The sequence below is a fragment of the Kitasatospora sp. NPDC059327 genome (assembly GCF_042752535.1).
Classification (GTDB): domain Bacteria; phylum Actinomycetota; class Actinomycetes; order Streptomycetales; family Streptomycetaceae; genus Kitasatospora.
In genome coordinates, this window is sequence record NZ_JBHYYB010000041.1 from 21504 (window position 1) to 33803 (window position 12300).

Below are 12300 nucleotides of genomic sequence, written 5' to 3' on the forward strand. Positions count from 1 at the left end.
CGGATGGGAAGTTATGTGCTGCGGCGGGTGCTGCAGATGATCCCGGTGTTCTTCGGATCCACATTCCTGATCTTCCTGATGGTCTACACGCTGCCGGGGGACCCGGTCGCCGCGCTGTTCGGGGACAAGGCCGCCGACCCGGCGGTGGTGGCCAACCTGAAGCACAAGTACTACCTCGACCAGCCGCTCTGGAAGCAGTACCTGCACTACATGGGGAACCTCTTCCAGGGTGACTTCGGGGTGAGTTTCACCGGCCGCTCGGTCACCGACATCATGGCGGACGCCTTCCCGGTCACCATCCGGCTGGCCCTGATGGCCTTCGCGTTCGAGCTGGTCGTCGGGCTGACGCTCGGTCTGATCGCCGGCCTCAAGCGCGGCAGCGTCCAGGACACCCTGGTGCTGGTCCTGACCCTGGTGGTGATCTCGATCCCGGTGTTCGTCCTGGCGTACATCGCCCAGACGATCTTCGCGACCAATCTGGGCTGGGTCACCCCGACCGTCCAGGACTCCACGGACCTCTCCCAGCTGATCCTGCCCGCGATCGTGCTGGGTTCGCTCTCCCTCGCCTACGTCGCCCGGCTCACCCGGACGTCGATCGGGGAGAACCTGCGGGCCGACTACATGCGCACCGCGGTGGCCAAGGGCCTGCCCCGGCGGACCGTCATCACGCGCCACCTGCTGCGCAATTCGCTGATCCCGGTGGTCACCTTCCTCGGGACCGACCTCGGCGCGCTGATGGGCGGCGCGATCGTCACCGAGGGCATTTTCAACGTCCAGGGCATCGGCAACGTGCTGTACCGGGCGATCAACCAGAAGGAGGGCCCCACCGTGGTCGGCATCGTGACCGTCCTGGTGATCGTCTACCTGGTCGCCTCCCTGATCGTCGACCTGCTCTACGCGGTCCTGGACCCGAGGATCCGCTATGCCTGACCTGCGTGACGAGGGCGAGTTCAAGCCGCATCCGGCGCCGGGGGTCGACCACCTCGACTACGCCGGCGAGCAGGGCATGGCGGTCGAGCAGGAGACCCTGGTCGAGGGCGACCCGGCCAAGCGGGAGGAAGCCCGCAGCCTCTGGGGCGATGCCTGGCGGGACCTGCGGCGGAGGCCGATCTTCCTGATCTCGGCCCTGCTGATCGTGCTGCTGATCGTGATGTCGATCTTCCCCTGGGCGTTCACCGACGCCAACCCCCGCAAGGCCGATCTGGTCAACGACTTCCTGAAGCGCCCGGACTGGACGGACTTCTTCGGCGCCGGCTGGTTCGGCTACGACGGCCAGGGCCGGTCCATCTACGCCCGGGTGGTCTACGGGGCCCGCGCCTCGATCACCGTCGGCATCTTCGTGACCCTGGGGGTCACCCTGCTCGGCGGGCTGACCGGGATGGTCGCCGGGTACTTCGGCGGCGCGGTGGATGCCGTGATCTCCCGGATCGTCGACATCTTCTTCGGCATCCCGCTGCTGCTCGGCGCACTGGTCCTGCTGGGCGCCTTCTCCGCCCGCACGGTGTGGAGCGTGGTGATCGCCCTCGCGGTGCTCGGCTGGACGCAGATCGCGCGTGTCATGCGCGGCGCCGTCCTGACCGTCAAACAGTCGGACTACGTGGTGGCGGGCCGAGCGCTCGGCGCGGGGACCGGGCGGCTGATGTTCCGGCACATCCTGCCGAACGCGCTCGCCCCGGTGATCGTCGTCGCCACCATCGCGCTGGGCGGTTACATCGCGACCGAGGCCACGCTGAGCTTCCTCGGCATCGGCCTGCAGGACCCGACCATCTCCTGGGGCATCGACATCGCCTCCGCCCAGAAGGTCATCCGGACGGCCCCGTACGTGCTGTTCTTCCCGGCCGCGGCGCTGTCGATCACGGTGCTGGCCTTCATCATGCTGGGCGACGCGGTGCGCGACGCCCTCGACCCGAAGCTTCGCTGAGCGAGGGGACTCATCGTGACCACAGCTGTCGACACCGGCAAGCCGAAGCGGGAGGCGCCCTACGAGGGGCCGCTGCTGGACGTCCGGGACCTGCACGTGGAGTTCGTCACCCGGGACGGCGTGGCGAAGGCGGTCAACGGGGTCAACTACAGCGTCCGCGCGGGGGAGACCCTGGCGGTGCTGGGGGAGTCCGGTTCGGGCAAGTCGGTGACCGCGCAGGCGATCATGGGCATCCTGGACATGCCCCCGGCCCGCATCCCCCAGGGGGAGATCCGCTTCCGGGGCCAGGACATGCTGACGATGGGCAAGGAGGAGCGGCGGAAGATCCGGGGCCAGAAGATCGCGATGATCTTCCAGGACGCGCTCTCCTCGCTCAACCCCGTGCTGAGCGTCGGGTTCCAGCTCGGCGAGATGTTCCGGGCGCACCACGGGACCTCGCGCAAGGAGGCCAAGGCCAAGGCCGTCGACCTGATGGACCGGGTGCGCATCCCGGCGGCGAAGGACCGGGTCAACGACTATCCGCACCAGTTCTCCGGCGGTATGCGCCAGCGCATCATGATCGCGATGGCGCTGGCGCTGGAGCCGGACCTGATCATCGCCGACGAGCCGACCACGGCGCTGGACGTGACGGTCCAGGCCCAGGTGATGGACCTGCTGGCGGAGCTGCAGGCCGAGTTCCACATGGGTCTGATCCTGATCACCCACGACCTCGGCGTGGTGGCCGACGTCGCGGACAAGATCGCCGTGATGTACGCCGGCCGGATCGTCGAGACCGCCCCGGTGCACGAGCTGTACGCGCGACCGGCCCATCCGTACACCAGGGGCCTGCTGGACTCGATCCCGCGCCTGGACCAGAAGGGCCAGGAGCTCTACGCGATCAAGGGCCTGCCGCCCAACCTGCTGCGGATCCCGACCGGTTGTGCCTTCAACCCGCGCTGCCCACGGGCCCAGGACATCTGCCGGGCCGAGGTGCCGCAGCTGTTCCAGGTCACCGCGGACGACGGCACCGAGCTGCCCGGGCGGGGCAGCGCCTGCTTCTTCTGGAAGGAGACCCTCCATGGCTGACGGGGCCAGCCCGCTCGGGGCGGCGGTGCCGCAGGAGGTGGCGTTCACGCAGGAGGTTCCGCGCGGCGAGCCGATCCTCGAAGTCCGGGACCTGGTGAAGCACTTCCCGCTGACGAAGGGCATCGTCTTCAAGAAGCAGGTCGGCGCGGTGAAGGCCGTCGACGGGGTCAGCTTCGACCTGATGCAGGGCGAGACGCTCGGCATCGTGGGGGAGTCCGGCTGCGGCAAGTCCACGCTGGCCAAGGTGCTGATGAACCTGGAGCCGGCCACCGGCGGGTCGGTGCGCTACAAGGGGGAGGAGATCTCCCGGCTGTCCGGCGCGGGGCTGAAGGCGGTCCGCCGGAACATCCAGATGGTGTTCCAGGACCCGTACACCTCGCTCAACCCGCGGATGACGGTCGGCGACATCATCGGCGAGCCGTACGAGATCCACTCCGACGTGGCACCGAAGGGCGACCGCCGCCGGGCCGTGCAGGACCTGCTGGACGTGGTCGGCCTGAACCCGGAGTACATCAACCGGTACCCGCACCAGTTCTCGGGGGGCCAGCGCCAGCGGATCGGCATCGCCCGGGGGCTGGCGCTCAAGCCGGAGGTGATCATCTGCGACGAGCCGGTCTCCGCGCTGGACGTCTCGGTCCAGGCCCAGGTGATCAACCTGCTGGAGCAGCTCCAGGGCGAGTTCAACCTCTCGTACATGTTCATCGCGCACGACCTCTCGATCGTCCGGCACATCTCCGACCGGGTCGGCGTGATGTACCTCGGCCGGATGGTCGAGATCGGCTCCGACCTGGAGATCTACGACCACGCGACGCATCCGTACACCCAGGCGCTGCTCTCCGCGGTGCCGGTGCCGGACCCGACGGCGCGCGAGTCGCGGGACCGGATCGTGCTCGTCGGGGACGTGCCGTCGCCGGCCAACCCGCCGTCCGGCTGCCGGTTCCGCACCCGCTGCTGGAAGGCCCGGGAGCGGTGCGCCACGGAGGTGCCGCTGCTGGCCGCTCCGGCCTGGCTGGACGGGCTCGCCCGGCACGACTCGGCCTGCCACTTCGCGGCGGAGCGCGGGCCCGACGAGGGCGGGCCGGGCCGCGAGGGCGGCGCGGCGCCCGCATCGGAATCCAGTTGACACAGTTGCGCTGACCCCGCACCAAGGGCGCGTCCTCCATCCGGAGGGCGCGCCCTTGCGTTGTCCTGCGGAAACGCCGGAATTCCGGCCCCGAAAATGATCATTACGCTCCGTAAAGCATCGAATACCGGAACTTATTGTTCGGTATTCGGAAACCGGAGTCCGGGCTTCCGCGTGCGATATGCAGGAATTTGGCGAGCATTGTCACGACTTGGTCTGAGCATGTAATTGAAAAGAGATGTGGCGCGGATTCCGCCGGAGGGGTCGGGTGATCGATAGTTGCTCTGCGCGTATCAGTGGTCACCTCGCCAACTGTGCGGATCGGCCCTGAGATGTCGACCCTCGCCATGCCCGGCACACCGACTGGCGGGGCGCCGTTCGTTCGTAAGCCCCTAAATCGAGAGGCAGTTGAATGAGGCTCACCAAGACCATGCGTTGGACCGCGCTCGCGGCGTGCACCGCCCTCGCAATCTCCGCCTGCAGCACCGGCGGGGACAAGAAGTCCTCCAGCGAGGCGAGCGGCGCCGGGTCGGGCAAGACGGGCGGCGCGATCAGCGTCGAGCTGGGTGAGCCGCAGCACGGGCTGGTGCCCCAGAACACCTCCGAGTCCGAGGGCGCCGAGGTGCTCAACGCGATCTTCGCCGGCCTGGTCGACTACGACATCAAGGACAACTCGCCCAAGCTGCGGGTCGCCGAGTCGATCGAGACCCAGGACGCCACCGTCTGGACGATCAAGCTGAAGGACGGCTACACCTTCCACAACGGCGAGAAGGTCAGCGCCCAGTCCTTCGTCGACGCCTGGAACTACGGCGCCAACCAGGACAACGCGCAGGAGGCACTGCCCTTCTTCGACAAGATCCTCGGCTCCGACGAGCTGGCCCCGGGCAAGGACAAGAAGCCCACCGCCGACAAGCTCAAGGGCCTCGCGGTCGTCGACGACAAGACCTTCACCGTCACCCTCAAGGCGCCGTTCTCCCAGTTCAAGACCATGCTGGGCTACAACGCGTTCTTCCCGCTCCCGAAGGCGTTCTTCGCCGACCCGAAGGCCTTCGAGGACGCGCCGATCGGCAACGGCGCGTTCCAGATCGACGGGAAGTGGGAGCACAACAAGCAGATCAAGGTGAAGCGGTTCGAGAACTTCCCGGCGTCCGACGGAAAGGCGAAGCTGGATTCCGTCACGTTCAAGATTTACGACAAGCTGGACACCGCCTACAACGACCTGCGGGCAAACAACATCCAGATCACCGACAAGCTGCCGATCTCGGCGATGGCGACCGTCGCCCAGGAGTTCGGCGACCGCTACATCTACAAGCCGGATTCCGGCGTCGGTTACATCGGATTCCCGATCTCGACGAACCCGGCATTCGCCAAGGCGGACCTCCGCAAGGCGATCTCGATGGCGATCGACCGGGAATCGATCACCAAGACCATCTTCTCGGGCACCCGTAAGCCCGCCGACGACTTCATCAACCCGATCATTCCCGGGTACCGCCAGGGCGCGCTGGGCGACGTCGCCAAGTACAACCCGGCGAAGGCCAAGGAGCTCTTCACCCAGGCCGGCGGCCTGCCCGGCAACACGCTGGAGATCGGCTACAACGCCGACGGCGGCCACAAGGAATGGATCGAGGCGGTCGGCAACCAGCTCAAGGCGAACCTCGGGATCGACGTCACCTTCAAGCCGTTCGAGAAGTTCGGCGCGATCCTCACCGCGCTGGGCGACCACAAGTACTCCGGGGCCTTCCGCATGGCCTGGTCGATGGACTACCCGTCGATCGAGAACTACCTGCGGCCGATCTTCTCCAAGGTCGCCATCGACAACGGCTCCAACTACGGCGGCTACGTCAACGAGGAGTTCGAGTCCCTGCTGGCCCGGGCGGACGCGGCCAAGACCGACGCCGAGGGCATCAAGCTCTACCAGCAGGCCGACGACGTCCTGATCAAGGACCTGCCGTACATCCCGGTGTACACCTACATGTCCTCCGCGGCCTACACCAAGACCGTCAAGAACGTGAACGTCAACGCCCAGGGACAGATGGACCTGGCCAACGTCGAACTGGCCTGACCGACATCCATCTGACCGGCACGCCGGTTCGGGCGGCGCGGGCAACCCCCGTGCCGCCCGGCACAGGCGTGCCCCGAACCACGAGGAGGCCGCATGGGCCGCTATGTGGTCCGCCGAATCATCCAGGCCATACCTGTGATCCTCGGCGCGACGTTCCTGATCTACGCACTGGTCTTCCTGCTGCCTGGCGACCCCATCACGGCACTGGCCGGTGAGAAGCGGCAGGACCCCGCCGTCGTCGCGGTCCTGCGGGACCGCTACCACCTGGACGACCCGTTCTTCATCCAGTACTGGGACTACCTGGTCGGCCTGTTCAAGGGTGACTTCGGGGAGGACTACCGCGGCAACCAGGTCGTGGACGTGATGAAGACGGCCTTCCCGTACACCATCAACCTGGCGGTGACCGCGCTGGTCATCGAGATGGTGGTGGGTGTCACCGCGGGTGTGGTCGCGGCCCTGCGGCGCGGCAAGTTCATCGACAACGTGGTGCTGATCTCGACCCTGATGGTCATCTCGATCCCGGTCTTCGTGATCGGCTTCGTCCTGCAACTGATCCTCGGGGTGAAGCTCAACACCGACTACGGGATCGACTTCTTCCCGGTCTCGTTCAACGAGGACGCCGGCTTCCGGTCCTATCTGCTGCCGGCCTACGTCCTCGCCTCCACCTCGCTGGCGTACATCGCCCGGCTCACCCGGACCAGCCTGATCGAGGTGATGCGGGCGGACTACGTCCGCACGGCGGTCGCCAAGGGGCTCAGCCCGCTGCGGGTGGTCGTCCGGCACGGGCTGCGCAACGCGCTGATCCCGATCGTCACCTTCCTGGGCATGGACCTGGGCGGGTTGATGGGCGGCGCGGTCATCACCGAGGGCATCTTCAACATCCCCGGGGTCGGACACCAGCTCTTCCAGTCCGTCTACCTGCGGGAACGCACCATCGTGGTGGGCATCGTGAGCGCTCTGGTGCTCGTCTACCTGTTCGCCAACCTGGTGGTCGACCTGCTGTACGCCGTCCTGGACCCGAGGATCCGCTATGAGTGAGCCGACGAAGAGCGAGGACGCCAAGGTGGCGATCCCCGGGCAGCCCGGAACCGGATCGGCCGGGAGCGGGCCGGCCGCCGGAGCCGCGACGCTCACCAAGGGCGGCAAGGGCGGCAAGGCCGGCAACGAGCGGGTGGCCAGCCTGTGGACCGACGCCTGGTACGACCTGCGGCGCAACCCGCTGTTCCTGATCGGCGGGTTCCTGGCGCTGTTCATGGTGGCGCTCGCCGTCGCCCCGCACCTGTTCACCGAGGGGGACCCGACCTCGGCGGGCTTCTGCAACCTGGCCGACTCGCTGAAGCGGCCCAGCGCCGACCACTGGTTCGGCTTCGACGTCCAGGGCTGCGACATCTACACCCGCACCGTCTGGGGCGCCCGCAACTCGATCATCGTGGGCATCCTGACCACCTCGCTGGTGGTCGCCGTCGGCGGTGCGCTCGGCCTCTGGGCCGGCTGGATCGGCGGGATCTGGGACAGCCTGCTCTCCCGGGTCACCGAGATCTTCTTCGCCATCCCGCTGCTGCTCGGCGGCATGCTGATCATGTCCACCTGGGGCAAGGGCAACGCCTGGACGGTCTCCGCGGTGATGGCCGTGCTCGGCTGGCCGCAGATCTACCGGCTGATGCGCTCGGCGGTGCTCTCCAACAAGCACAACGACTACGTGGTCGCGGCCAAGGCGCTCGGCGCCGGCACCGGACGGATCGTCTCCCGGCACATCCTGCCGAACGCGGTCGCCCCGGTGATCGTGGTCTCGACCATCAACCTGGGCGTCTACATCGGGGCCGAGGCGGCGCTCTCGTACCTCGGCATCGGCATCCAGTCCCCGGCGATCTCCTGGGGTCTGATGATCAGTGACGCGCAGTCCCGCTTCCTGACCGCGCCCCACGTGCTGCTCTTCCCGGCCATCGTGCTGAGCATCACCGTGCTGGCGTTCATCATGCTCGGCGACGCGGTGCGCGACGCCCTCGACCCGAAGCTGCGCTGAGGAGGGCCGCGGACGATGAGTGACGCGACGAAGCTGTCGAAGCAGGCGAAGGACGGCGCCCCGCGCCGGGACGCGGTGGAGGTGATCGGTGGCGGCCGGGAGAGCCTGGTCCCCGGGACGCCGCTGCTGGAGGTCGACGACCTGCACATCGAGTTCCACACCCGGGACGGCGTGGCCAAGGCCGTGAACGGCGTGAGCTACTCGGTGTCGGCGGGGGAGACCCTGGCGGTGCTGGGCGAGTCCGGTTCGGGCAAGTCGGTGACCGCGCAGGCGATCATGGGCATCCTGGACATGCCGCCCGGCAAGATCACCGCCGGCTCGATCCGGTTCCGGGGCGAGGACCTGCTCACCATGAGCCCCAAGGCACGGCGGGCGGTGCGCGGCCGGAAGATCGCGATGATCTTCCAGGACGCGCTCTCCTCGCTGAACCCGGTGCTCAGCGTGGGCTACCAGCTCGGCGAGATGTTCCGGGTGCACCAGGGGGCCTCCCGCAAGGAGGCCAAGGACAAGGCCGTCGAGCTGATGGAGCGGGTGCGCATCCCCGCCGCCAGGCAGCGGGTGGGCGACTACCCGCACCAGTTCTCCGGCGGTATGCGCCAGCGCATCATGATCGCCATGGCGCTGGCGCTGGAGCCGGACCTGATCATCGCCGACGAGCCGACCACGGCGCTGGACGTGACGGTCCAGGCCCAGGTGATGGACCTGCTGGCGGAGCTGCAGGCCGAGTTCAACATGGGTCTGATCCTGATCACCCACGACCTCGGCGTGGTGGCCGACGTCGCGGACAAGATCGCCGTGATGTACGCCGGCCGGATCGTCGAGACCGCCCCGGTGCACGAGCTGTACGCGCGACCGGCGCACCCGTACACCAAGGGCCTGCTCCGCTCGATCCCCCGGCTGGACCAGAAGGGCCAGAACCTCTACGCCATCCAGGGTCTGCCGCCGAGCCTGCTGCGGATCCCCGAGGGCTGCGCGTTCAACCCGCGCTGCGACCGGGCGACGGACCGCTGCCGCGATGAACTCCCGCGACTGGTGCCGGTGCTGGACGCCGACGGGGCCGACCTGCCGGGCCGCCGCAGCGCCTGCCACTTCTGGAAGGAGACCCTCCATGGCTGAGCCCATCCTGGAGGTCAGGGACCTGGTCAAGTACTACCCGCTGACGCAGGGGATCGTCCTCAAGAAGCAGGTCGGCGCGGTGAAGGCGGTCGACGGCATCTCCTTCGACCTGATGAAGGGCGAGACGCTCGGCATCGTGGGGGAGTCCGGCTGCGGCAAGTCCACGCTCGCCAAGGTGCTGATGAACCTGGAGCGGGCGACCTCCGGCCAGGTGCTGTTCAAGGGCGAGGACATCACCCGGCTCTCCGGCGCGGGGCTGAAGGCGGTCCGCCGGAACATCCAGATGGTGTTCCAGGACCCGTACACCTCGCTCAACCCGCGGATGACGGTGGGCGACATCATCGGCGAGCCCTTCGAAATCCACCCCGAGGTGGCTCCCAAGGGCGACCGCCGCCAGGCCGTCCAGGACCTGTTGGACGTCGTGGGTCTCAACCCGGAGTACATCAACCGGTACCCGCACCAGTTCTCCGGCGGCCAGCGCCAGCGGATCGGCATCGCCCGCGGGCTCGCGCTCAAGCCGGAGCTGATCATCTGCGACGAGCCGGTCTCCGCGCTGGACGTCTCGGTCCAGGCCCAGGTGATCAACCTGCTGGAGCAACTGCAGAGCGAGTTCGAGCTGTCGTACATGTTCATCGCGCACGACCTCTCGATCGTCCGGCACATCTCCGACCGGGTCGGCGTGATGTACCTGGGCAAGATGGTCGAGATCGGCACGGAGGACGAGATCTACTCCCACCCGACGCACCCGTACACCCAGGCGCTGCTCTCCGCGGTGCCGGTGCCGGACCCGACCGGCCGGGAGGCCCGCGAACGGATCCTGCTCAGCGGTGACCTGCCGTCGCCGGCGAACCCGCCGTCCGGCTGCCGGTTCCGCACCCGCTGCTGGAAGGCGGAGGAGCGCTGCTCCACCGAAGTCCCGCTGCTGGCGGTGCCGGCCACGCTGAGCGGCCCGGCCGCCCACGAGTCGGCCTGCCACTTCGCCGAGGTGCGGGACGTGATCGGCGCGGGCTGACCGCGCGGTGCGGCCGGTGCCCCGGGGTCGGACCGACCCCGGGGCACCGGCGCGTCCCGGGGGTCGGGCCGGTTCACCTCTGGAAGGCGACGTTCTCCCAGACGATGTCGGACAGCCCCTGGGCGCCGATGTTGGCCAGGTCGGCGCGGGCGCCGTACAGCTGCGGGCGCTGGTACAGCGGCAGGACCCCGGCCACCTTCCACAGCTCGCCGTCCGCCTGGTTGATGGCCTCGAAGGTGCCGGCCGCGTCGGTCGCGGCGGCCGCCCGGTCGAGGGCGGCGTCGGCGGCGGCGCTGCCGGTCCGGGAGTGGTTGGTGCCGCCGTTCTGGGCGAAGTTGGCCCGGTTGCCGCTGGCCGGGAACGGCGTGCCGAGCAGCGAGTAGGCGGCGATGTCGAAGTCGTGCCGGTTGACGTACTTGTCGAAGAACTCGTTGGCGGCGGCGGTCACCGTGGTGACCTTGACGCCGACGTCCTTGAGCGTCCGGGTGGTGACGGCGGCCTCGTTCTGGGCCTGGGTGACGCCGGCCGGGATGACCATCCGCAGGTTCAGCTCCCGGCCGTCCTTCTTGCGGACGTCGCCGTCGAGCTTCCACCCGGCCGCCTCCAGCTTGTGGACCGCGTCGGCCGGGTCGTAGCGGCTGAGGCCGAGGGAGTTGTCCCGGTAGGCGTTCTGGTTGGCCACCAGCAGGTGGTTGTTGAGGGTGACGGTGGGCCAGTCCAGGCCGCTGAGGTCGGAGCGGGTGATGGCGTCCCGGTTGATCGCCTGGAACAGGGCCTGCCGGACGGCCGGGTCGGTCAGGACGGGGCTCGTGCTGTTCAGCGTGAACTGGCGGAAGTCGGGCCCGCCGGCGCGGCGCACGGCGGCGCCCTTGGTGCTCCTGATGAGCTGGTAGCCGGCCACGTCGGGGCCGTTGTTGAAGAGGTCGACCTCACCCTTGGCGAAGGCGGCCGCCATCGTGTTGGGCACCATCGCGCGGAAGACGATGCGGTCCAGCAGCGGCTTCTCGCCCCACCAGGCGGGGTCGGCGACCAGGGTGACGGTCTGCGTCGCCCGGTCGAGCTTCTCCACCTTGAACGGGCCCGCGGTGACCGGTATCGCGTCCAGGTAGGCGGTGTTGAACAGCTCCGGGGTGGCGATCCGGGCGGCGGGCAGCAGCGGGGCGTTGGCGGCGCCGTTGAACATCGACTGCCACTCGGAGAAGGGCCGGTCGAAGGTCATCACGGCCTGGAACTCGTCCTTGCCCCTCTCGACCGACGAGACCAGCTCGAAGCCGGTGCTGCTGGAGGCCTTGAAGGCCGGGTCCTTCCCGTTCAGCGCGCGCCAGTTGGCCTCGATGTCGCGCCAGCCGAGCGGGGTGCCGTCGGACCACTTCGCCTTCGGGTTGAGCGTCCAGGTGACGACCTGGTGGCCGTCCCTGAACTCGGAGCGGGCGTCCTGGAGGTAGGCCGGGTTGATGCTCTGGGTGCCGGCGGCGTCGGAGCGGAAGAAGGTCGGCAGCAGCGGCTTGGTGACGGTGATCGTGGAGGACTCGCTGCCGTCGGTGTGGATCGGCGACCACTGGGTGGAGTACTGGGCGACGGCGACCCGCAGGGTGCCACCCTGGCGCAGCTCGGCCCGGTCGTGCGGATTGATGTCGATCGCGGTGAGCTTGGGCGTTTCGAGCGGGGTGGGGAGCGCTCCGGCGCCACGCGTACCGGAGCCGCACGCGCAGAGGGTCAGCGAGAGCGAGACGGCGGTGAGGCCGGCGAGCAGGGCCGTGCGGCGTGAGGTGAGGCGGCCCATGATGCTTCTCCCGGTACGGATGTGAAGGATGTGACGGGTGGTACGGCGTCACATCTTGCTGACCGGGGGAGTGAGTTGTCGAGGGGGGGGGCCCCGGCCCCGCCCCCCCCACGGGGGTTAGGGGACCCCCCCCCCCCCCCCCGGCCGGGGGGGGCGGCCGGGGGGGGGGGGGTAAATGACAATCGGGCGGGGACA

The 12300-nt window shown here is 68.6% G+C and carries 10 protein-coding genes; 9 read left to right on the forward strand and 1 reads right to left on the reverse strand.

The genetic code is table 11. The annotated features are described in order from the left end of the window. Nucleotides 1-3: 3 nt before the first annotated feature. The 9 genes from ACFXHB_RS24030 (at nt 4) to ACFXHB_RS24070 (ending at nt 10322) form a co-directional block, all read left to right on the forward strand. Nucleotides 4-930, forward strand: a complete 927-nt coding sequence (locus tag ACFXHB_RS24030) for an ABC transporter permease (protein WP_380576661.1) — start codon at nt 4-6, stop codon at nt 928-930. Between the two features lie 76 nt (nt 931-1006). Beyond that, nucleotides 1007-1921, forward strand: a complete 915-nt coding sequence (locus ACFXHB_RS24035) for an ABC transporter permease (protein WP_380576705.1) — start codon at nt 1007-1009, stop codon at nt 1919-1921. Between the two features lie 15 nt (nt 1922-1936). Beyond that, nucleotides 1937-2986 carry an ABC transporter ATP-binding protein gene (locus tag ACFXHB_RS24040; protein WP_380576662.1) on the forward strand — a complete coding sequence of 350 codons (1050 nt, stop codon included), beginning with the start codon at nt 1937-1939 and terminating at the stop codon, nt 2984-2986. After that, a complete protein-coding gene (locus ACFXHB_RS24045; protein WP_380576663.1) occupies nt 2979-4109 on the forward strand; it encodes an ABC transporter ATP-binding protein in 1131 nt (376 codons plus the stop codon). The genes ACFXHB_RS24040 and ACFXHB_RS24045 overlap by 8 nt, the downstream gene beginning before the upstream one ends. Before the next feature lie 412 nt (nt 4110-4521). After that, nucleotides 4522-6171 carry an ABC transporter substrate-binding protein gene (locus tag ACFXHB_RS24050; RefSeq protein WP_380576664.1) on the forward strand — a complete coding sequence of 550 codons (1650 nt, stop codon included), beginning with the start codon at nt 4522-4524 and terminating at the stop codon, nt 6169-6171. 93 nt (nt 6172-6264) lie between these two features. After that, complete coding sequence (locus ACFXHB_RS24055; protein ID WP_380576665.1) at nt 6265-7209, forward strand: ABC transporter permease; 945 nt, start codon at nt 6265-6267, stop codon at nt 7207-7209. After that, complete coding sequence (locus tag ACFXHB_RS24060) at nt 7202-8194, forward strand: ABC transporter permease (protein WP_380576666.1); 993 nt, start codon at nt 7202-7204, stop codon at nt 8192-8194. Before ACFXHB_RS24055 ends, ACFXHB_RS24060 begins: the two co-directional genes overlap by 8 nt. 15 nt (nt 8195-8209) lie before the next feature. Further along, entirely contained in the window at nt 8210-9310 is a 1101-nt protein-coding gene (locus ACFXHB_RS24065; RefSeq protein ID WP_380576667.1) for an ABC transporter ATP-binding protein, read from the forward strand. After that, nucleotides 9303-10322, forward strand: coding sequence for an ABC transporter ATP-binding protein (locus ACFXHB_RS24070; protein ID WP_380576668.1), 1020 nt, complete (start codon nt 9303-9305; stop codon nt 10320-10322). Before ACFXHB_RS24065 ends, ACFXHB_RS24070 begins: the two co-directional genes overlap by 8 nt. Before the next feature lie 73 nt (nt 10323-10395). Here the strand turns inward: ACFXHB_RS24070 and ACFXHB_RS24075 are convergent, their stop codons facing one another. Then, nucleotides 10396-12105 (reverse strand): ABC transporter family substrate-binding protein, encoded by a 1710-nt coding sequence (locus ACFXHB_RS24075; RefSeq protein ID WP_380576669.1) that lies wholly within the window; start codon nt 12103-12105, stop codon nt 10396-10398. Between the last annotated feature and the right edge of the window lie 195 nt (nt 12106-12300).

Bases quoted from the DNA above. Each gene is read 5' to 3' on its own strand.
- ACFXHB_RS24045 (WP_380576663.1), top strand. From the start codon at position 2,979: ATGGCTGACGGGGCCAGCCCGCTCGGGGCGGCGGTGCCGCAGGAGGTG.
- ACFXHB_RS24050 (WP_380576664.1), top strand. From the start codon at position 4,522: ATGAGGCTCACCAAGACCATGCGTTGGACCGCGCTCGCGGCGTGCACC.
- ACFXHB_RS24030 (WP_380576661.1), top strand. From the start codon at position 4: ATGGGAAGTTATGTGCTGCGGCGGGTGCTGCAGATGATCCCGGTGTTC.
- ACFXHB_RS24060 (WP_380576666.1), top strand. From the start codon at position 7,202: ATGAGTGAGCCGACGAAGAGCGAGGACGCCAAGGTGGCGATCCCCGGG.
- ACFXHB_RS24035 (WP_380576705.1), top strand. From the start codon at position 1,007: ATGGCGGTCGAGCAGGAGACCCTGGTCGAGGGCGACCCGGCCAAGCGG.
- ACFXHB_RS24075 (WP_380576669.1), bottom strand. From the start codon at position 12,105: ATGGGCCGCCTCACCTCACGCCGCACGGCCCTGCTCGCCGGCCTCACC.
- ACFXHB_RS24065 (WP_380576667.1), top strand. From the start codon at position 8,210: ATGAGTGACGCGACGAAGCTGTCGAAGCAGGCGAAGGACGGCGCCCCG.
- ACFXHB_RS24055 (WP_380576665.1), top strand. From the start codon at position 6,265: ATGGGCCGCTATGTGGTCCGCCGAATCATCCAGGCCATACCTGTGATC.
- ACFXHB_RS24070 (WP_380576668.1), top strand. From the start codon at position 9,303: ATGGCTGAGCCCATCCTGGAGGTCAGGGACCTGGTCAAGTACTACCCG.